This window comes from Legionella parisiensis, from assembly GCF_001467945.1.
In the GTDB taxonomy this organism is placed as follows: domain Bacteria; phylum Pseudomonadota; class Gammaproteobacteria; order Legionellales; family Legionellaceae; genus Legionella; species Legionella parisiensis.
In genome coordinates, this window is record NZ_LNYQ01000013.1 from 2,119,227 (window position 1) to 2,140,729 (window position 21,503).

The window sequence follows — 21,503 nt, forward strand, 5'->3', positions numbered from 1 at the left end:
AATTTAGATATATTTACCCCTATTTATTAACATAAGTATCTCAGCCAGTGCTCAAATCGGCTAGGATTTTGATGCAATTCCCTAGATCGGTTGATTCACAAATATGCTCATTATTGAATGTAACAACTATAATTAGGTTATTTAACATATTAATTAATTTCTTCTCGAATAATGAGAAGGATAAACTATGGTAGTAAAGAGTTGTGGAAGCTTTTAAAAATAATTTTCAATCCTTATTACGATTAGCTATTCCACTAATTCTTACCGGATTATTACAATCTTCTGTTTACTTTTTTATAACTATATTCCTAGCTCGTGTCAGCCAAGATGAATTAGCAGCAGGCTCACTGGTTGCCTGGCTATTTGGGACATTTAACATCATTGTTATCGGTATATTAAATGCGATTAATGTCTTGGTAGCTCATCGACATGGTGCTCAAGATGAGCATGGAATTGCTTTAGTGTTTCGAGATGGGTTTTGGCTAGCCTGTATTTTGACCGTCCCTACGTGTTATTTTTTTTGGCATATTGCTCCTATTCTCTTATATCTTGGCCAAAACCAGGCTTTAGTGAAACTCACTGAATCATATTTACATGCACTTACCTGGGGATTATTAGCGAATTTTATTACTGTGGTACTCATGGAGTTTGTAATAGGACTTGGCAAAACTCGAGTTGCACTATTCTTTAGTGCATTGAATGTCTCTTTGAACATTTTATTTAGTTTCGCTCTGATTTTTGGAAAATTTGGCTTGCCAGCCATGGGTGTTGCTGGTGCAGGTTGGGGTACGACTATAGGTTTGTGGATTACAGTACTATTTTTCTCTTTGCATATTTTTACGAATAAAAACTATAAACAGTATACTCGCCTACTCTTTACTTACGTCAAACCATTTTATTTGATTGAGCTACTCAAAATTGGAACTCCTTTAGGAATAATGTATTGTGTTGAAATTGGTTTTTTCTTTGTTCTGATTTTAATTATAGGTTCACTGGGTAATCAATTGTTAGCAGCCAATCAAATCACATTACAATATTTATGTATTTTAACGTCTATTATTTTTTCAATGGCCCAGGCAATCACTGTGCGCATGGGCCATTTATTAGGAGAAGGCGATGTAATTACTGCAAAACATGTAGGTTATATCGGTACTATTACCTCAGTTACCTTTATGTTTGGTGCTGCACTCATTTATTGGTTTTTTCCTAAATTACTTATTGCTATTGATGTTGATATTCATGAGCCTGGCAACCAGGAAATATTACATTTTGCAATCCAACTTCTGGCAGTTAGTGCAGTATTTCAAATATTCGAATCAGCCCGCATCTCACTATTTGGTGCATTACGTGCTTTAAAAGATACGCGTTATACTCTAATTATTTCAATGATCAGCTTTTGGGGAGTTGCGTTACCTATAGGTTACTTTTTTGCAATTCCTCTGCAATGGGGAGGCATTGGCCTCTGGTGGGGTATGTCATTAGGCGCTGTCATCAGTGCTTTATTGCTCTATTGGCGGTTTCATTTTAAAATGCGGCATTATCAAACAGAGATTGGATAAATCGTGGAAAGACCCGCCTTCTTTTTTCTTTTTCTAATCGCGTCTTATTCAGCGTTTGCTTTAAATAATCCAGAGCTAAAATCCTATAAATATACTTTCTCCAAAAAAGAAAATTTTAAAGTCTCTTTTGCTGATTACCCTAAAGACGAAGAAAAATTCTTTGAACTCCAATTTAAGAGCGGCGCTAAATTGCCTCATGAAATTAATACTTCTCTTCATGGATTAAAAATATCAGGCAATAATCATAGTGATGATTTATTCATGTATGCTTATAAAAAAGTAAAGGATTTAAAACCCAATACAACCTATCACGTCAGTTTTTCTTTGGAATTTGCTTCCAACGCTCCTGAGGGTTCTATGGGTGTAGGAGGAGCACCTGGTGATTCAGTCTATGTAAAAATTGGGACTGTATCCCATAAACCGCAACGATATGTGGATGACTCTAATCATTACAAAATTAATTTGGATAAAGGAAATCAAGCTCTTGATGGAAAAGATATGATCACTATCGGTTCCATTGGGGTAGACACTGCAAACTCCATCTACAGATTAAAAACATTACCTTACTTACCCACCGAAGAAATGCAAGAAAAACTCACTAGCTATTTAACCAGAAGCAATGATAAGGGTGAGGTATGGTTAGTTCTCGGTACAGACTCTGGATTTGAAAGCACAACTACAATTTTTTATACCAGTTTATCTGTAACATTCAAAGAACTGATTGAGGAATCAAAATAAATTCTTTTTAACCCGCATTAAAATGCCCCCCAATATATAGGTATAAGTTCGACCCGCACCTAAGTATTTTGGCACATTTCATCAACCAAAATAAACTTTATACAATAAAAATAGGCCAATGATTAATGTAATTACTCCACTTGTAATAAACACTTCCGATTTATTTATCATTTTATTCCAAACTTTATACACGGTATCTGGACAATAGAGCCTAAACAAGGCTCCAATTAGTATTAGCCAGGAAAAAATTGTCACAATGACTGGCCAACCCATTATCCATACATTATGGCTCAAAACCATTAATAATCCGATAATTAATGTTATTATGCCAAGAACCAACATGACAGCGCGTTGCCCCATCAATTCTTTCATAGCAGTGACTACAACCTCACGTCTTATAAGTAAAAGCAGACTCACAATTACCAAATACCAACCGAGTACTGAAGCTAAAAAAATGGTACTCATAACAAACTCCCGAAACATTTCCTCCTATATAAATTATAGTGCAATATATCCCTTAACAACGTGGTGAATTAGATAAAAAAAGCTAAACTAATATATATGATGTTTGGATCAAAGGATTCTTAAAATGAGCGAGCAATTTACTGCAAATGTCTACTGTAAAGAAGAAAGAATCGCGACCCAAACAGGAAACGATATCGATAGGCTTTATACCTGGATGTTAATCCAAGTCAATGGACACTTCGATGATATCCGCGGTGAAATTATCGACAATCAGACAAATAACACAGTCAGAACATTTCGCAAAACATCTATAGAGTAATGCCAACTCACTTTATTTTAAATCATCTGAATGAGCTGATTGTCGTCGGTTTTTGTTGATAACAAAGATTGTTCTATTGAGTCATTTTCAATTACTTCCTCTACGTTCCACGGACAAGCCACGGAACATAGAGGAAGTAATGATAATAAAAAGCTGACGCTGACGATTCCTCAGGCTAAATGAGAATAACTCATTGACTTAAAAATAGAAGTACTTACAATGAATCCCTTAATTTAAGGGTACATTGAGGACAGTCATGAGTGCAACAGAAAAAACATCATCATTTAAACTGTTTTGGTTACTCAACTACATTTCTATTGCATCAGTTTCAGCGGCTATTATCACCCCCGCTTTACCAAAAATCCAAACTGAATATGCTTTGGGATCAGGTATTATTGAGTGGATAGTGTCGGCATTTTTAATTGGTTACGTAGTGGGTCAATTGATTTATGGGCCACTTGCTAATCGATTTGGCCGTTTAAAAGCATTACGCATAGGTTTAGTGATTAACCTGATCGGGCTTGTTGTATGTTTGCTCGCATTGCTGCAGCAAAGCTATTGGTTACTCGTAGGCGGACGGCTTATAACTGCTTTGGGTGCTGCCAGTGGACTTGCCTGTACCTTTATGTTAATCAATGAATGGTTACCCGAAGTACAGCGCAAAACGGCCATGGCCTATTCTGTGTTGTCCTTTGCACTGGGTATCGGTATTGCTGTAGTAATAGGTGGGATAATTACGGACTTTCTTCATTGGCAAGGATGTTTTTGGATTTTACTCGTACATGGTTTAATAATGCTGTGGGGAACTTGTATATTCAGCGAAACATTGATTCATCCTAAATCAATATATGTTCTGACTATTATCCGCGATTATTATACTGCACTTGCTTCTGCGAAATTGGTGATTTTTTCATTAGTAGTGGGTTGCTGCTCTGCAATATCTTACTGCTTTTCTGCTGCCGGGCCTCAAATTTCAGAAAAAATATTGAAACTCTCGGCAGCTGAGTATGGATATTGGAATATCCTTAACATTATAGGCATGCTCTTAGGGGGATTATTAGCCAAACGATTACTCGGTCGTTTTTCAGCAATCCAACTCATTACCATTGGCTTTATTGGTGTTGCGGCAGGAATAATCAATTTATTAATCATGTGGTATTTTGGGAATCAGTCCTCATTATGGTTTTTTCTTATTACGGCCAGTTTATATTTATTTAGCAGTTTTCTATTTTCGGGAGGCTCTTTTGTTGCTTCGAATGCACTTAAAGACAAAGCCAGTGCTGCAGCAATGATGAGTTTTGTTAACATGTGTTTTGCAACAATCAGTGTCATCGTGATGGGTTATTTGATGGTCAATCCTTTATTAAGCTTTATTATTATCTTAAGCTTTGTTTGGTTACTTGTTGTGACACTATTATTAATAAAAGTCCCGAAGACCAATAATACAATAGACCTCCTCCAAACTCGTTAAAGGAGTGCGAGAGAAGTGTAACCACAGTCACACGAGGATTCAGTTACCGCTTCGTCGAAGCAATTCCCCTCCCCATTAAAGTTTGGAAAGAGGCCTATTGATGTGATTGAATATAGATTAACTATTAATTCTATAATTGGAGCAGGAGGCAACAATGTCGCATGGACGGATACCACAATCACTCCAAAGTTTTTTGGATTTGACCAATACAAGACCAGCTGTTTTTATACCCGAGGAAGTACGTGATCTCGCTGAAAAAACAGCAGAGGCTTTTGCTCTACCTAAAGTATTTGTCCCCCTAATCGGCAACCCTGTGCTTCGGCTTGCTGAGCATGAAATAACGACACGAATTTATCATCCTGACCCACAAGAAAAATTACCCTTAATTATTTATTTACATGGTGGTGGTCATTTATCAGGAAGCTTAGAAACTCATGATGCGCTTTGTCGGCGAATTGCTGTTGCCAGTAACGCCGTGGTTCTTTCTGTCGAATATCGTTTAGCTCCAGAGTTTCCATATCCAACAGGATTACTCGATTGTATGGCAGTTTTTGAGCAAAAAAATGAGTTACTCAAAGACTTTGAAGTGAATATGAATCATGTTTTTTTAGCAGGTGATAGCGCTGGAGGAAATTTAGCACTTTCTGTTTGTCATCAAATGAAAGAACTTGGTGATTCGACAATTAAAGGATTAGTATTAATTTATCCTTCCGTTGATTTCTCTATGAACTATGAATCATATCAACGTAATGGAGAGGGGTTTTTACTCACCCGAGAGAAAATTAAATGGTATTTTGACAATTATTTCAAAAATGGTGGCGATCGACATCAAGCATCACCAATGTATTTTAAACATTTGGAATTATTACCTCCCTGCTATATTGCAGCTGCTGAATACGATCCTTTATTTGACGAAGCAATCGCTTTTGCAAAAAAAATAAAAGCGTTAGGAGTTTCCGTTGAATTAGAAGAGTTTAAGGGAATGATTCATGTTTTTGCACAACTTGAAATATTTGTGCCTGAGCAGGTGTCTCAATTAATTGGATCGATAGAACATTTTATCAAAACGTACTCTGTGTAGCCTGGGGGCAGCATTGCGAAACCGGGTTACAGCTTTGCGTCCACCAGGCTACAATTGAAATCTACTTAAAAAGTATCAAATCCTTCATATTCTTGCCAACTGAGCTCTTCATAAGTACACTGTTCTACAACAGCAAGTTGTGGACCTTCCTGCAACCATGCATAAAATAATTTCAAATTATCCACTTCCCCGCACGCAAGTACTTCAACGCGTCCGTCATCCAGATTTTGCGCCCACCCTGAGATACCCAGTTTCTTTGCTTCTCTTTGTGCTGAAGCGCGATACCATACCCCTTGCACCTTTCCCGAGATAAAACATCTCATACATGCTTGACTCATCATAAAACTTCTTATTGGTTTTTGGATAAATAAAGTTTATCTTATTTTAGGTCTATTTACATTTCGCTAGCTTGAACTCAAATGATTGAGTGTCGAGTACCGAAGCGCGGCATACATGAAGTATATGAGCATCGGAACGCATAAAATCATATCATTTTATCCAAGATAGTAGAAATGTAAATAGACCCCACTAAAAAGGAGATAAAAATGGCAATATGGTTTAAAGAAATTACTTTAGAAGATCTCAATCAATTTGGGAAAAATACTATGTCTGAATTCCTTGGCATCAAGTTTATTGAAATTGGTGATGATTTTTTAAAAGCAACCATGCCCGTAACTGCGCGTACTAGACAGCCAGTAGGGATTCTTCATGGTGGAGCCAATGTCGCATTATCCGAAACAGTAGCCAGTACTGCAGCAAATTCAGTTATTGATCTGAACCAATTTTTTTGTGTCGGCTTGGAAATCAATGCCAATCATATTCATTCAGTTAAAGAGGGGAATGTTACAGCAATCGCCTCGCCTCTTCATCTGGGACGTTCTACCCATGTTTGGCAAGTTAAGATTTTTAATGAACAGGGGAAACTAACCTGTATTTCAAGAATGACTGCCTCGGTAATAAACCACCCCAAAGAGTAAAAAGGCTGTGTATCTTTTTCATTCTGAACATTATGATACAATAAAGTGCATTTGATTTATTCTACGCAGTTATGAAACCCAATCAAACACTTAAAAATCGGGGCGCCCTTAGCAATCCAGATGGCCGATTTGAGCCGCAGACCCGCGAGCATTTTGCTGATGGGTGGAACATCGAAGAAGATATACTCCCTGCTTTGGAAACTTTTTTATTACCTGAGTATTCTAAATCAGTAATTAGCAGTAACGATTCTCCTGATCTTGGTTTTGAACAATCAATTAACCCCTATCGAGGATGTGAGCATGGATGCATTTATTGCTATGCAAGACCCAGCCATTCCTATGTCAATCTATCACCTGGAATCGATTTTGAAACTAAAATCTTCTATAAAGTGAATGCAGCCAGACTTTTGGAAAAAGAAATTAATAAATCGAGTTATGTATGTAAACCTATTGTCTTAGGGGCAAATACCGATCCTTATCAACCTGCAGAAACAAAACTTGCCATTACCCGTAGCCTTTTAGAAGTTTTAGCTTATCACCGTCACCCTGTCATTATTATTACTAAAAATGCGCTTATAGAACGAGATCTAGATATTTTATCCGATATGGCAAAACACAATTTGATCAAAGTTGCTATAAGTATTACTTCTCTTTCAATAGATTTGAAACGGATTATGGAACCTAGAACGACAGCGCCATCAGGCCGGCTGAGAGTAATAGAACACTTAACTGAAAACAAAATACCCACTCGCGTTATGGTTGCGCCTATTATTCCCATGATCAATGACATTGAAATGGAAAAAATATTGCAAGCTGCTGCACACGCTGGTGCCAAACATGCCAGTTATGTTTTAATAAGACTACCTCATGAAGTCAAAGAATTATTTAAAGAATGGCTCGGAGCACACTTCCCTCAAAGGGCCGAACATGTGATGAGTCTTATTCGCCAAATGCGTGGTGGTAAAGAATACGATGCACGGTTTGGTCTTCGTATGCGTGGCGAAGGAGAATATGCCAATCTCTTAAAGAGTCGATTTCATCTTGCTTGTAAACGATTTCAGCTCAATGTCGAACCTGCTCCTCATTTGGAAATAAATAAATTTTATAAAAAAGAAGATTTATTATATAAACAATTAAGTCTCTGGGAGGATGAATAATAAAGGGACTTGAAACATGTCATTGGAAACGATAATTAGTGCATTTTACGCTCGCCTAGGTTCTCAATAAGAATGATTAAAATTTATGCAAAATAAAAAATAAATTCTATACTTAATCTGAGTGAAAAAAAGCAAAACCAAGGAGGATGTAATGAATACAAGTTCAAGCATTTCTAAAATGCTACGTACAGGTATCATAATCAGCTCATTATTCTTCGTAGTAGGTTATACGTCCATTGCCAGTGCAGCTCAGGGATGTGGCCATGGATATCATAGGAATATGTATGGTGCGTGTGTATTAAATGCTCCCGGACCCAATTCATCACCAGCTCCATATCATCCAGGCTGCTGGCGAAATGCTTGGGGTCAATTACGTTGTTATAGGTAATTACTTCCATGGCCTTAACTTTATTAAAAGGTAAGGCCAGTATTCCTCAATCCAATTTTACTTAACAGCAATCTTATTTCTTTTTATGAGAATGGGGTTCTAATTTAGACTTTTCTTGAGGATGCTTTATTTTATCAGGATGAGTAGAATGCTGTTGATCGTGACGGCGCGCATCTTGCGACTCATTCTTAAATTTATTATGTTTTGACATGTGGACACTCCTTGTGATCAAAATTTCCATAGAATTTAAACTTAGTAGGACTTACTTAAAAAAGCAAATCACTCTTTTCGATCGCATTCACTAGGATTTTGCGGCAAATGAGTAGCACTTAATTCGTAAATTCAGTGGTTGTAATTTAAAAAGTGCGTTAAAGTAATTTTAAAATTGAAATTATTTTAAAATGGACTTTTCATGACACCGGAAGTAAATGAAGCCTTAAGGAAAATAAGACAGCAAAAACCATTTATATTAGCCATCACCAATTATTTTCCTATGGGTTATGTGGGAAGTGGAATACGTAGCATTGGCGGTTTCCCCTTAATGTGTGGCGCAGAAGAGGAAGTTGAAGAATTACTAGGTATTTCTAAAGCAGTAATAATCAATCTCGGCAAATTAGATAGTGCTTTTGTTAAAATGAGTAATCTCATCTGCGATGTAGCAAATAAAAAAAACATTCCCATTATTTTAGATCCGGTAGGGGTAGGCGCAAGCAGATATCGAACAGATGTTGCAACAAGCTTAATAAAAAAACATCAAATTTCCATTGTTCGCGGCTACCCTAATGAAATTGCGAGTTTACTGACTGGAGAACTGGTAATTCAGGATAACAACCATCTTATGGAAGATAAAACAATAATAGAAAACGCTCAGTCATTATCAACAAAGCATACGCTAACTGTCGTTGTTAGCGGGAAAAGACATATTGTTGTCAATTCAAATCAAATAGACCAATTTAATTTTGATTCTGTCCTAGTGCAAAAAGTAGCTGGGATAGGTAATTTACTTTCAGCAATGATTAGTGTTTTTCATTCAGTGGTTAAAGATCAATTTCTAGCCGCTAAAAACGCCGTACGATTTTATGCTGAATGCGTTGGACCAACTTCAAGTGGTGCTTCAGGTCCGGCTTCATTGATTATAGGAGTAATAGATCAAATCTATATTAATGCAAAAAAAGCCCAGTTATTTACATAAAATTAAGGCATTAGATTTACGTTAGCATACTTTTATAATCAGATATTGTTCACATTGCAGCCTGGATGCAGGCGAAGCCGTAATCTGGGTTTCTAAACCCGGATTCCGCAACGCCTCACCCAAGCTACGTTGAACTGCAGACCAGAAAAACTATTTAGTAAATACCATAAAAGCAAATACCCCTTTGTCTACAAGAACTTGGAAGTTCTTCCATGATTGCTGACGAGCAATTTGGGCAAATGTATCAATTTTTTCGGGATAATCATCAGCACGCGGATGCTCCATCCGTGCGATAACTTCATCATTCGCTATATCGGGGTCGCTTTCCTGCATCCGTGATTTTAAAGCATCCAGCCATTCGTCACGTGTTTGATGCGGCTCAAGAACACCATCAACCATTAATAAAAAACCATTTGGGCTTAATTTTTGTTTGCATAGAGCAATAAAACTGCTTTTATCGTGCAGAGATAAATGGTGAACTGCATAGCAGGTAAAAATCACATCGACAGGAGCGGATACACGAGGGAGTGCAGTAATCATATGATCCGCAATGAACTCCTTTTCACAATTGAGTACTGCAAGCGTATTTTCTGCCATTTTTAAAACATCTGATGCTGCATCAATACCAATATATTTTTTTATTGATGTTGCAGCAAGTACAGAAACAACAGTACTGCTATCCCCGCAACCAATATCTGCAAAAGAAAACGGCCGGTTTTCCATATGAGTTATGAGAAATTGTTGCAACGCCTGCAACATTTCACGATGATATAATGTATTATTTTTAATAGCACTCTGATACCGTTGCCAATTTTTATTGAAGTACTCACTCGCGGTAGTCATAGTTTATACCTTATAGTATTTAGTTATATAAAAGAGGAATCATAGCAACTCCCATCATCCAGGTACACTACGCCAGAAAAGATAAAATAAGATTCAGATTGCACAAAACAGAGCCAAGTGATAGAATTTGTTTCATTTGGCAAATATATGGGCCACAAATGAACTATTTTTATACATTACTTACTGCTTTATTTCTTTCAACGAGCTGTCTCGCGGGTGTTGCACCTGAGGCGAGTTTGCGCGATAAAATTGGCCAAATGCTCCTTGTTGGTTTTGATGGAAAAAAAATTAATGGACAATCTGCAATAGTAAAAACGATTGAAGAAAATAATATTGGTGGCGTCATTTTATTTGACTACAATTATCGCACAAAAACGTTTGACAAGAATATTGAAAGCCCAGAACAGGTAAAGAAACTTAATCATGAACTACACTATTTTGCCAAACAAGGTAATTTGAAACATCATCGTCTGCAATTACCTCTATTAATTTCAGTAGATTATGAAGGAGGACAAGTAAATCGTTTAGGAGAACAATATGGGTTTCCTCCAGCCTTATCTGCTGCCGAAGTTGGCAAAAGAGAAACGAAAGAAGCTGAGTCCACCGCCGACTCTATGGCTCAAACTTTAAAAAAAGCTGAATTTAATTTGGATTTTGCTCCGGAACTGGATGTAAACGTCAACCCCGACAATCCTGTAATTGGAAAAAAAGAGCGAAGCTTTTCCAGTGATCCCAAGCAAGTCATACGCTATGCAAGAATTTATGCACATCATTTCCTAAATCAAAAAATTCAATGTGCTTATAAACACTTTCCTGGCCATGGGAGTTCTACCCAAGACTCACATTTGGGTTTTGTAGATGTTACCGATACTTGGCAACCTTATGAATTAAATCCTTTTGAACAACTACTGAACTCTCCTTCGACTTGTGGCATGGTGATGACAGCACATATCGTGAATCGTCAATTAGATCCATCTGGACTACCAGCGACTCTATCCCACAAAATACTAACAGATCTCCTACGAAATCGACTGCACTTTAAAGGCATCATTATCACTGATGATATGCAAATGAAGGCAATTAGCGACAATTATCGGCTTAAACAAGCTTTAGTTATGGCGATTAATGCTGGCGCAGACATGCTCACGTTCGGTAACAACTTATCTGTTCCAGCACAAGATCCAGTTCAAATCATCAATATAATTGAAGCTAAAGTCCAATCTGGAGAAATCAGCCAAGAACGAATCAATGAAGCATATCAGCATATTGTGACTTTTAAAAAATCATTAAATTAGGGTTTGTTGTTCATTAATTAATGTTTATTCGAACGGTTGGATTAAGTGCTGGTTCGCAAGATGCGCCAAATACAGCCGTTCCCTGGTTTATTAATCTACACGGTTAAATTGAATCGCCACGTCAACATTCACACCCGGAGAAACATTTAGCTTTCCTTTTGCACTGCCTGAATTTTTTGTGAAAATACCATTTAAGTTACCATATTCTGTTTTGATAGTGACCGTTCCATTAACACATACCCCCATCAGCTTTGTAGTATGATGGTCAGGGCACAAAATACTTCCAGAACGTTTGTCTGCAATGACCTCAATATTAAAATTCCCAGCACTATCCAGAGTACTAACTGTTCCCGCTCCATTATAGACGCACTCGATTAACCAATTAGAGGCCTTACCTGATCCTGTCCAATTTCCAGGAACATCTTCACACCTATTTGCATTAGAATAAAATGTAAAATCTGCATGCGATATGGTTGCAAAAGACAGTGCGACAACAGTAAATCCAATGAGTAATTTTTGTTTCATTTTTCTTCCTTAAAGAAATAAAGCCTAATGCAAAACACCATCTGCTGTGAGGGTGCATGCGAGATTTATTATTACGTTATAAAACTACAAGTGCAATTGAAAGGAACCAGGATGAGAAAATAAACTCCAAACCCAAGATGCATTGAGGTTAAACGATAGTGAGAATCTATACATTAGAAGCTCGTGCACGGGGTGACGAACATTCATAAACATACAAATACATAGGTTTTGTCAATTTATGGATTACCGGAATCATCTTATGATGAGACACTGTCGCTACTGATTGGCAATGATTAAAAAATCGTTCTGCACATTGCTTTGTATCTCTAAAATCAATATAAGAAATTTTGTCAATTTTACCTTTAGATAAAGCCTCTAAAAAAACTTCTCCCCAATATTGATATTGATTAATATCACCACATGGAATTGCATAGACAGGCTCGCTGGGCATAAAGAAATTCAATGCTGCAGCATTTGCAAAATAACCTGTAACAACTGGTTGTCCTTTTTTTATGATTTCTGGCGTATTAATCGCCTTTTTTAGTACCGTATAGGCCCTGCCCTTTTTCAGATAGGTTGCTATTGGCCATGAATTAGCAATGATCACAACGATACTAAAAGACAAAAAGAATGGATAAACGATCATAAAAAAGCGTTGATAATGGTATCGAGCAACATGAAACCCGGTGATTAAAGCAAGATTCATCCCAAGCGGGGTTAAGTACACCGATCGGGCATCACCACCTAATAAAGTTGCAATGATCCAGAATAATAGTCCTACAAGAAATACCGCATAAGTCAGTTCCAAAACCGGGTTATTGGATGAGTTTTTAGTTTGCCGATATTTGAACCAACCGAATGCAGCAAATAATAGAAAAACTGAATAATTAACAAACAATGAGCCCAAAAGGACTAAGAGACTATGAGCGGCCGTTGTATTATTTTGAGTTTGGCTGTGAAAATTTAATAAATATGTAATTGATATCCAATCGTGATTAACATTCCAATAAATAACAGGAACAGCCATGAGTATAATGACAAGGCTGGCAAGATAAAAATGTATACTTCTAAACAATTGTCTCTGTTTAGAAAATACAACATACAGCAACAGCCCCATCACACTAATTACAGCTGTATATTTAGATAGAAGCATGGCGCCAATAAACAAAGCACAAAGATATAAATCAAGAATTCGCTTGGATGAAATATAACGAGCAAAATAATAAAAGGACATAATAGTAAATAAATTCAATGGTGCATCATATAAAACACGAACAAAAATACTTTCTGTAGTAGTAGGCAAAGCAACCCATATCAACGCACTAATTAATCCTGTTTGCTGATCGTGCAACAAGCAACCTATCCTATATATATAATAGGCACCTGCAATCAAACACAAGAACCCGATAATATTAATTGAAAAAAATGTCTCACCAAAAATTGTTCGAGAAATATTGAAAAAATAAGCAATCATGGGAGGTCCATCAAAATAGGACCAGGCCAAGTGTTTTCCCCAGGCGTAATAATAAAAACTAGTGATGGTTGGAACAATAAAAAAAGTTGCGAGAAATAAAAAGCCAATATAAACAATGAGGAAGGGTTTTGTTACTTTTTGATTCCACATAAATCACCAAGTTCCTTTTGCTATTTTTATATGATAAAGATCTTATTTAGATCTGGAGCATTCTGAAATATCAAGGGTTTAATGTAATAACTTATTGGCCTGAATAATATCACAATTAACATTTAATGCACACTAAAACAAAACGTTATTTAACATTTTTTTTGCCCTATTTTTGTGACGTTGCTGTACTAGGATTCGGTAAAATCTCCACAACATGTGCTAACCATTTTTTATTATCTGCTCTAATAATGGTATTGGTACGTCCGTAAATAAAATTGTTTAAATTGCAATGAATTAAAGACTTCAACTTGCTGTCGCACCTGATCTTATAATAATTTCGGTCTTGAGTAATTACTTGCATATGATGCTTGAGTAACAGTTTGCCATAAGGAGTATTCGTATGTAGTACTTCTTCTATAACGCTCTTTGGGAGTTCATTAAAGTTCATCTTGATAAAGGCAAGTTCAACCGCCATCACTTCATTTTTTGTTTGCGCAACATTCGGTTTATTTCGTGTTTTGTTCCTATCAACAAACATGATGATGGAACGTCTATAAGTATTACTCAATTGATCTTTATTTGTGCATATTGTTTTTATAATAGCGTTACGCGCATAATATTTTTCGATACTTTTTGTCATTAAAGGTTGAGTTAATAACTTATTGTAAGGCTCAGGCAATTGAGTAGAGCTTACTTGGGTTCCTATTTTATCGATTTCAGCCAATTTATTAATCTCTAACTTAATTTTTTTAGACTCAGATGCGCCATTCACTGAAATGGCTATGAAGAAAATTATTATTATGAATGGAAAAAAAAGAAGTTTTTTAATCATCTTTATTAATAGTCTCATTTATTCTCACTTTAATATCGTGCTAGTACTGATTTGAAAACGAATCATTGAGATTTAATCAGTCAATTTATTCATTCTAAAATCCTCTCTGTCTGGAAAAAAAGATAAAGCTGGGTTCTGGTAAACAATTTCTGTATAAGAAAAACCTGAAACCTCTTGTTGATTGTAGCTCCCAGAGATCTCGCAATATCCTTCCCAATAACCATGCTTTTCCTGCTCAGAAAAAGCTGCAATATTAGTAAATGACAGGCCGATACTGGGTATATTAATCCGATATGTCGTGGGATAAAGAATTGATAAGTCCGGATCAAGCCAATAATTCTCACGAATCACATCTATCTCCTGATAAGAAATAAATCGTTTTTCTCCAGAAGGAAGAATTATATTGGCTAAACCACCGATTACATTGTTACTGTTAAAATTAAAAATGAGGAAAATATTAGCGACCATTCCATTATTCAGGCGGACCCCCAACCATTCCCAACCATTCGCATCAAGATTGAAATCTCCCCACTGATGATCCATCCAAGAATCACCGGGGTTATGGTTAATTTGATAAGTCTTGTCATTGAGTTTAAGAGTACCCGTTGTTTTAAAATGGGGTATGGAATAATAATAGGAGTTGGTGCCATCAGCCATTGGCAGTAGTCCATGTTCATTGATCAAAAAAAACGGCGAATTGGGTTCCAAAATTAAATTGAATTTTAAAACCGTATCATTTTGGCGACCCTCAGCTTTCAACAAATAAACCTCTTTTCCTTGCCGAACCTTCTTTTGTAAGCTGTAATCATTTTTTAAGGTAATGTTTAATATATCCGTAGCAAATTTACCTTCATTAAGGAAATAGTCTTTAGCAACCCCATAGCCTATTTTGTTGTCCAAATCAGCAAGCTGCATATGCAGCATGGGTTGCGTATAAACACGCCCTTTTACATTAATCGCCGAATTAAACAAAGCAACATCAAAACTCAAATTCCTTCCCTCATCAGTCACCAGCTTGCCATTGAAATACCACCATTCAATGAGGTGATCAAATGAATAAGGTACATTTTGATAATGGGCTGCTTCATCTCTGGAAAAATCGAGAGGAAAATAAGGTAAATTGGCACGGGCCATTGAAACAGAAGTAAAAAATCCAATTAACATCCATTTTATACCACGCATTATTATTCCTTTTTAAATTTCAAATCGCTTTTTTAGGTGCGACGATATTATAGGAAGTTAATATCGATTAGCAATCGTGGATATTCTGGAGAATAAGAAAAGTTTAGAGATAGTATATAGTCAGATTAGGCTTAAGTGATTCCGCAGCCAAGGCTGCGGAATCAGATATTACATTTGATAGCAGCGAACTGATTCGTTATATTCTTCGTCTGACTCTTCATCGGACTCTTCATTTTTTGATTCACTAACTTCTTCTTTCTGATCAACTGATTCTTCTTGCTTTTCTTCAGCTTGAGCCTCTTGACCAACAGTCTCTTTCAACTCGTTTTCATCATCTAAAGCACCTATAGCGTTTAGGAGTGATGCAAGTTCAAGAATAGGCAGCATCTCTGCGGGTAACATATGCATATGTCCTTGTGGACAAACAAAAAGAACCATCCGTTGAACTCTAGGAGCAAAACCGAATAATGTATTGGGATTTCTTGGGGATTGTGGGCTTTGTTGTTCTTGTGCGGCTTGCTGTTCTGCAGCCTCCTCTTCACTGGATTGAGAAGACTCTTCTTCACTGTATTGAGAAGACTCTTCTTCGCTATGTTGAGAATCATCTTCCAGGCGTTCTTCCACGCTTTCCTGCGAACTTGATAAGCTTTTTTCTTCTTCAGTTTTTCTTTCAACTTTAGGTGAGCCTGGTGGTGTTTGAGGCATAATCAATTGCTCCTTAAAAATTAAAATTAATTAAAATCCAATAATAAAGTACCTCTCGAAAAGAGTCTGTTTTGTTTCGACTATGTCTTTTCAAGGAGCAAGTTTACAGTTAATTTACAAATTTTGGTAGAGCAACTGTACAATTTAATTTGTTTTTTCATCATTTTTAAAATGCCCCTTTTGATTATGATAAAACATACAATGCATTGATTTTTAGAATAAAAATTTTGAAATAGTTCATGACTTACTTTGACCCAACTATCCTTTTAAACTATAAATTTAAAGAAGTTGATGTTAGAGGAAGGCTCTATAATCTACTGGTATATTTTTAAATTTACGCTCTGAATTAAATCACCATGATCAAAAAATATCTGGATAAATTTGTAGCCGTACAAGCAGGCATTAGTTTAGCAATCCTCGTGCTTACACCTATTGCGCGACTCCATAGTTTCGTATTACAAACTGTTGGTTTTTTATTGCTCGTTATTGGATTTTTGATTTTTATAATTGCGGTGAAGCAATTAGGAACTGCGTTTACACCAGTTGTCACTCCGATAAAAAACGCTCAGTTAATTACCTCAGGAATTTATAGAGTTGTTCGCCACCCTATTTATACAGGATTAGTCACCCTTGCTATTGGCTGGTCAATCTTTTGGGGCTCGCCGTTCTCTTTTCTCGCATCACTTGGATTGATCATTTTTTTTCATTTCAAAACAAAAAAAGAGGAAATGCTATTAAGTGAAAAATATCCGGAATATGCAAAGTACAAAGCAAAGGTTAAGAACAAAATAATTCCCTTTATTTATTAGGTTTGTTTCTATTTTGCTAGCTTGAGTCATAATGGTCTGATTTTTCGATTACCGACGCTGCATACATGCAGCATGAAAGCATAGAGCGCAGAAAATCAGAACAGTTTGGCCAATCTTGTAGAAATGAGAGCAAAATCAATCAAAGCATAAATTTATTTTAATTGATATGAATAAGGATATATATTTAAAATTGCGCCATGCAAAACACAACAATGAGAGCCATTCATGAACACATACAAACAATTAGAACAGCATTTTAAAAAATATTATGATTTTGAAAATTTAGCAGCAATTGTTTCCTGGGATGAGGCATCTATGATGCCAGTTGGCGGAGGCAAAGCGCGCGCAGACGCTTTGGCTACATTAAGTGCAGTCCAACATGATTGGTTGACCAATAAAAAAGTAGGCGACTTGCTAAACAAAGCAAAAGATAGTGCAGGCTTATCATTATGGCAGCGAAAAAATTTGTACTGGATGGAGAAAAAATATCTGCAGGCAACTTGTATTCCCGTAAATTTAGTTGAAGAATTTACTAATGAATCTTTAATTTGTGGTCAGGTATGGCGAGAATTACGCGCAAAAAATGATTGGAAATCGTTTAAGCCTTACCTGGAAAAATTATTCCAGAAAGTAAAAACAATTGCGGAGATTAAATCACAAGCATTTGGTAAGTCCCCTCTGGATGTTTTAATTGATGAGTACTCTCCCGATTTAGATTGCAAGACGATTACTCCAATTTTTAATTCTTTAAAAGATGAATTACCAAGTTTGATCCCCAGGATTATTGAAAAGCAAAAAACACGGCAAACAAAAAAAATTACAGGAGTGTTTCCTGTAGAAATGCAAAAACAACTGGGTATGGAAATAATGACGCGTCTGGGTTTTGATTTTAATCATGGCCGGCTGGATGAGAGCCATCACCCCTTCTGTGGCGGCATTTCAAGTGATGTACGCATTACAACACGTTACAACGAACATGAATTTTTATCTTCCTTAATGGCAATCACCCATGAAACTGGTCATGCCTTGTATGAACAAGGCTTATCAAAAGAATGGAGTACACAACCGGTGGGTCATTCCTTAGGCATGACCGTTCATGAGAGCCAGTCCTTATTTATTGAAATGCAGATTTGCAGAAGTCTGGAATACCTCCATTTTCTGGCCCCTATTGCCCAAAAATATTTCAAAGATGTAGAAAATATAACTGAAGAAAATATTTTTTATCACTCCACCAAAGTCCAGCCCGGATTAATTCGTGTTGATGCCGACGAAGTAACTTATCCTTTACATGTGATACTCCGTTACGAAATAGAGCAGAAGCTTTTTTCCTCCGAGATTAGTATTGCTGACTTACCCGAAATCTGGGATTCATCCATGCAAAAATATTTAGGCTTATCAACAAAAGGTGATGATAAAAATGGAGTGATGCAAGATGTGCATTGGCCATCAGGAGTTTTTGGATACTTTCCTGCCTATACCTTTGGAGCATTAATCGCTGCCCAATTATTCTCGGCAGTAAAAAAATCAATTCCTAATATTAAAGAGCAGTTGAAGCAAGGTGAATTTAAACCTTTGTTACTTTGGTTAAGGGAAAATATTCATCAAAAAGGAAGCTTATTACCTTATTCTGAACTATTACATATGGCAACTGGTGAAACATTGAATCCCGACTACTATTTTGCACATATAAAAGAACGGTATTTATAAAAATCCAAAGATTGAATCACCAACATAAATAAACGTAAGATACAAAATCCTGCCATTTGTCCAGCTGCTGCAGGCAAAGTTGTTTTTGGAGACCTCGGTAAGGCTGACCGACTTGGATATACAATGATTGGATAAACCGCAAACCTGGCTGCTAAATTGGAAAAGCACGATAAAAGGCGCTTTCAAAATGCATTAACGGACACCTCCACTTTGACAGAAGCACTGAAACAAAATTATAAAAATGAAACACCAAAAACCGAACGTAAATCCAGACTTATGGAGGGAGTGGAGAGTCCTATGGATTTACTGGTTTCAGGGGAGTGATAAACTCTTGCTTAAATGGATTAAATAACAGTATCCCCATGCTCAGATGAGTTATTGATCACTTCAGCTCGCAGGTTTGCACCAGAGTGAGCAAAAATTTCCTGATTTCTGGAACTATTCACCAGTTTTATAAATTGCTGCAACTCACAGGTAACCCCACCACATGCCGGAACTGAAACAGGATTTCCATTGTAAGTGATTTTTACCAGATAATAATTTGCATCACGCTCATAAAGCGAGAAATTTAGATTTGACGCATAAGGTGGTGGTATCTCCAAAGGAGCGCCCAAAAAGCTCAGCGCACTAGCTATAGTCGTATCATGTGCCGATAGCAAAACATATTTAAGCTTGGATTTTTTTTGACTACCACTATTGAGATAATGAGCAATATTTGTCATGAGCTTGGTGCTATAAGCCGTTGCTACAGGATGTGGTCTTTCTTGCGCCATAAAAGCCCAATTACTGGCACTGATAATTGTTTCCACATCTTGGGTTTCCATTCCAACTGGCATCGGTGCTTTATGTATTTGATGAATGTATAAAGCATCACCAAGTAATTCAAGATCAACTAAACTCTTAATTTGAACACCTGTCAAGGCACTCCAAAGAGGATACTTGTCCTTGAGTGCATTATTTTTTTCTTGCCATTCTTTAGTTGAATATACATACTGTTCCATTAATTTTGCCCGTTCTGCAGCGCTTACTTGTTGAATAATCACCTCATCATGTTTAGATGGCGCGCTAAAAATAGGGATGGGTTGAAAAGCATGGGGTAATGCCGGTAGAGACGACCCTGAAGTATTTGGTCCTGTACCAGGCGGATATAGTCCCATTAACAATGACTCAGCACTCATAAGAGTACGCTCATAATCTGTAGAACGTACATACATTGTCCCCTGTTCGTAATGTTCAGCCAATAAATGCGCCTGTTCAATGTATTTTTTACGGAACTCCATGCCCATTTTATATTCTTGCCGCATTCCCTCAGCGGTTAACTGGCCATTCCCCTCCTGCCAATGATAATTTACAGCTGAAAGTGGAACAATAGGTGTTCTGTCTCCATGCCGAATGATATCAACAGCAAAAATAAGGGTATCATCTGCAAATAAGAGTGATGGCACGCTCAATAGAAACGCAGAACTTAAGCAAAATTTGTAGCCCATTTTCGTACTCCTTGCTAAGAATGTATTAATTATAAGTTCTTCGTAAACCCCATCAAAAGTCGACTCCGCACTATGATGAGTATGAGTGGAAAAATCAAGATACCAGACTCGATTTATAAGTTTTTAAATCGGCTTTGATAACCTTTAAAGAAATAACAATAAATAAGTTGGAACACTCCTGTTTTATTTTTTCTGGAAAAATTCTTATATCTATGTAACAGTAAATTGGTTGTATTTAAATAAATACAACTTTAAAAGCCAGGAGTTAAAGTGAAAGGACTGAAATATATTTTTTTATTGGTCAGTATCTGCATAATATGGGAAACTGCTTTTTCCAGAACCGAATCATCAAATACCTCACTCCAGATTATTACTCCGAAACAATCATTCACTCTAACCAACCCGGAGTTGTTGTCTCATCCCTATCTGACCCAAGTAACAATTAACAATGATCGAGCCTATCCAAACAAAATTATGCCCCATAAAGTGATCCCTTTATGCAAACTGCTCGCCCCTTTTCAAATTAGACAACACGATATCATCGAGCTCATAGCGAAAGATAATTTTCATGTCTACGTACCGGCAGTTAAAATCATGGATTGCAGTAAAAATGCATCTATCGCAATGTTGGCTATAGAGCCTGTATCTAAATGGCCAATAATTGATAATAATACAGGCCTTACTGCCGGGCCTTATGAAATTATTTGGCTTTATCCGGAGCGCTCTTATATATCAAATGAATATTGGGCATGGAGCATCACTACTATAAAAATTATTCGAAAACTCAATTATCAACATGTTCTCGCCCCCCCCCAAACAACAAACTCCGCTATTGCTAATGGTTATAAAATTTACATTAGTCATTGTGAAGGATGTCACATGATAAATCACATTGGGAAAAGTAAAATTGGTCCGGATTTGAATTGTCCGAAAAATCCGTTAGATTATTATCCGAACATAACCCAATTAAAAAAATTTATTCGCGATCCTAAATCAGTCCGCTCGCGTCCACGAGGACGTATGAGTGGCTCAGATAAACAATCTTTATCTGACAATGATCTCGATGATTTGGTTCAGTTCTTTGCTTACATGAATATAAAAAAACAATGCTAATTGACAACCCGTTTCTAACAAACTAGAGTTTGAA

Annotated in this window: 23 protein-coding genes; 13 read left to right on the forward strand and 10 right to left on the reverse strand. The window is 36.7% G+C overall.

Features of this window, described 5'->3' with window-relative positions; genetic code table 11:
- Positions 1-203 precede the first annotated feature (203 nt).
- Positions 204-1,559 (forward strand): MATE family efflux transporter, encoded by a 1,356-nt coding sequence (locus Lpar_RS15425; protein WP_058518761.1) that lies wholly within the window; start codon positions 204-206, stop codon positions 1,557-1,559.
- Between the two features lie 3 nt (positions 1,560-1,562).
- Complete coding sequence (locus Lpar_RS15430) at positions 1,563-2,297, forward strand: hypothetical protein (RefSeq protein ID WP_237759426.1); 735 nt, start codon at positions 1,563-1,565, stop codon at positions 2,295-2,297.
- Positions 2,298-2,378: 81 nt separating this feature from the next.
- On the opposite strand, the gene Lpar_RS15435 is transcribed toward Lpar_RS15430, so the two are convergent.
- Positions 2,379-2,762, reverse strand: a complete 384-nt coding sequence (locus Lpar_RS15435; protein WP_058519300.1) for a hypothetical protein — start codon at positions 2,760-2,762, stop codon at positions 2,379-2,381.
- A gap of 124 nt (positions 2,763-2,886) precedes the next feature.
- Between Lpar_RS15435 and Lpar_RS15440 the strand changes: the two genes are divergently transcribed.
- The 3 genes from Lpar_RS15440 (at position 2,887) to Lpar_RS15450 (ending at position 5,633) form a co-directional block, all read left to right on the forward strand.
- A complete protein-coding gene (locus Lpar_RS15440; RefSeq protein WP_058518763.1) occupies positions 2,887-3,081 on the forward strand; it encodes a hypothetical protein in 195 nt (64 codons plus the stop codon).
- 256 nt (positions 3,082-3,337) lie between these two features.
- The gene (locus Lpar_RS15445) at positions 3,338-4,552 is read left to right on the forward strand and encodes an MFS transporter (protein WP_058518764.1); all 1,215 of its coding nucleotides are present in this window, start codon (positions 3,338-3,340) and stop codon (positions 4,550-4,552) included.
- 154 nt (positions 4,553-4,706) lie between these two features.
- Positions 4,707-5,633 (forward strand): alpha/beta hydrolase, encoded by a 927-nt coding sequence (locus Lpar_RS15450; protein ID WP_058518765.1) that lies wholly within the window; start codon positions 4,707-4,709, stop codon positions 5,631-5,633.
- Positions 5,634-5,698: 65 nt separating this feature from the next.
- On the opposite strand, the gene Lpar_RS15455 is transcribed toward Lpar_RS15450, so the two are convergent.
- Positions 5,699-5,974 carry an acylphosphatase gene (locus Lpar_RS15455; protein WP_058518766.1) on the reverse strand — a complete coding sequence of 92 codons (276 nt, stop codon included), beginning with the start codon at positions 5,972-5,974 and terminating at the stop codon, positions 5,699-5,701.
- A 204-nt stretch (positions 5,975-6,178) separates the two neighbouring features.
- Between Lpar_RS15455 and Lpar_RS15460 the strand changes: the two genes are divergently transcribed.
- From Lpar_RS15460 to Lpar_RS15470, 3 genes are all read left to right on the forward strand, one after another.
- Positions 6,179-6,610, forward strand: coding sequence for a hotdog fold thioesterase (locus Lpar_RS15460; RefSeq protein ID WP_058518767.1), 432 nt, complete (start codon positions 6,179-6,181; stop codon positions 6,608-6,610).
- Between the two features lie 71 nt (positions 6,611-6,681).
- Positions 6,682-7,767, forward strand: coding sequence for a PA0069 family radical SAM protein (locus tag Lpar_RS15465; RefSeq protein ID WP_058518768.1), 1,086 nt, complete (start codon positions 6,682-6,684; stop codon positions 7,765-7,767).
- A 151-nt stretch (positions 7,768-7,918) separates the two neighbouring features.
- A complete protein-coding gene (locus tag Lpar_RS15470) occupies positions 7,919-8,155 on the forward strand; it encodes a GCG_CRPN prefix-to-repeats domain-containing protein (RefSeq protein ID WP_058518769.1) in 237 nt (78 codons plus the stop codon).
- 73 nt (positions 8,156-8,228) lie between these two features.
- On the opposite strand, the gene Lpar_RS19130 is transcribed toward Lpar_RS15470, so the two are convergent.
- On the reverse strand, positions 8,229-8,366 hold the full coding sequence (locus Lpar_RS19130) for a hypothetical protein (protein WP_165482424.1): 138 nt from the start codon (positions 8,364-8,366) through the stop codon (positions 8,229-8,231).
- 201 nt (positions 8,367-8,567) lie between these two features.
- Between Lpar_RS19130 and thiM the strand changes: the two genes are divergently transcribed.
- Positions 8,568-9,347, forward strand: coding sequence for a hydroxyethylthiazole kinase (gene thiM / locus Lpar_RS15475; protein ID WP_058518770.1), 780 nt, complete (start codon positions 8,568-8,570; stop codon positions 9,345-9,347).
- Between the two features lie 150 nt (positions 9,348-9,497).
- Here thiM and Lpar_RS15480 read toward each other — a convergent pair whose 3' ends face one another.
- Positions 9,498-10,190, reverse strand: coding sequence for a class I SAM-dependent methyltransferase (locus Lpar_RS15480; RefSeq protein ID WP_058518771.1), 693 nt, complete (start codon positions 10,188-10,190; stop codon positions 9,498-9,500).
- Positions 10,191-10,348: 158 nt separating this feature from the next.
- On the opposite strand from Lpar_RS15480, the gene Lpar_RS15485 reads away from it, so the two are divergent.
- On the forward strand, positions 10,349-11,485 hold the full coding sequence (locus Lpar_RS15485) for a glycoside hydrolase family 3 N-terminal domain-containing protein (protein WP_058518772.1): 1,137 nt from the start codon (positions 10,349-10,351) through the stop codon (positions 11,483-11,485).
- A 90-nt stretch (positions 11,486-11,575) separates the two neighbouring features.
- On the opposite strand, the gene Lpar_RS15490 is transcribed toward Lpar_RS15485, so the two are convergent.
- The 5 genes from Lpar_RS15490 to Lpar_RS15510 all read right to left on the reverse strand — a co-directional run bounded on the left by Lpar_RS15490 (position 11,576) and on the right by Lpar_RS15510 (position 16,353).
- Positions 11,576-12,010 (reverse strand): hypothetical protein, encoded by a 435-nt coding sequence (locus Lpar_RS15490; protein ID WP_058518773.1) that lies wholly within the window; start codon positions 12,008-12,010, stop codon positions 11,576-11,578.
- 166 nt (positions 12,011-12,176) lie between these two features.
- Positions 12,177-13,634, reverse strand: coding sequence for an ArnT family glycosyltransferase (locus Lpar_RS15495; RefSeq protein WP_058518774.1), 1,458 nt, complete (start codon positions 13,632-13,634; stop codon positions 12,177-12,179).
- Positions 13,635-13,800: 166 nt separating this feature from the next.
- Positions 13,801-14,484 (reverse strand): hypothetical protein, encoded by a 684-nt coding sequence (locus Lpar_RS15500; RefSeq protein ID WP_058518775.1) that lies wholly within the window; start codon positions 14,482-14,484, stop codon positions 13,801-13,803.
- Between the two features lie 54 nt (positions 14,485-14,538).
- Positions 14,539-15,648 carry a lipocalin-like domain-containing protein gene (locus Lpar_RS15505; protein ID WP_058518776.1) on the reverse strand — a complete coding sequence of 370 codons (1,110 nt, stop codon included), beginning with the start codon at positions 15,646-15,648 and terminating at the stop codon, positions 14,539-14,541.
- Between the two features lie 168 nt (positions 15,649-15,816).
- Positions 15,817-16,353, reverse strand: a complete 537-nt coding sequence (locus Lpar_RS15510) for a hypothetical protein (protein WP_058518777.1) — start codon at positions 16,351-16,353, stop codon at positions 15,817-15,819.
- Positions 16,354-16,709: 356 nt separating this feature from the next.
- Between Lpar_RS15510 and Lpar_RS15515 the strand changes: the two genes are divergently transcribed.
- Positions 16,710-17,162, forward strand: a complete 453-nt coding sequence (locus tag Lpar_RS15515; RefSeq protein WP_058518778.1) for a methyltransferase family protein — start codon at positions 16,710-16,712, stop codon at positions 17,160-17,162.
- A 225-nt stretch (positions 17,163-17,387) separates the two neighbouring features.
- On the forward strand, positions 17,388-18,869 hold the full coding sequence (locus tag Lpar_RS15520) for a carboxypeptidase M32 (RefSeq protein ID WP_058518779.1): 1,482 nt from the start codon (positions 17,388-17,390) through the stop codon (positions 18,867-18,869).
- Between the two features lie 344 nt (positions 18,870-19,213).
- On the opposite strand, the gene Lpar_RS15525 is transcribed toward Lpar_RS15520, so the two are convergent.
- On the reverse strand, positions 19,214-20,356 hold the full coding sequence (locus Lpar_RS15525) for a histidine phosphatase family protein (protein WP_237759427.1): 1,143 nt from the start codon (positions 20,354-20,356) through the stop codon (positions 19,214-19,216).
- A 270-nt stretch (positions 20,357-20,626) separates the two neighbouring features.
- Between Lpar_RS15525 and Lpar_RS15530 the strand changes: the two genes are divergently transcribed.
- Entirely contained in the window at positions 20,627-21,469 is an 843-nt protein-coding gene (locus tag Lpar_RS15530; RefSeq protein ID WP_058518780.1) for a c-type cytochrome, read from the forward strand.
- Positions 21,470-21,503: the final 34 nt, after the last annotated feature.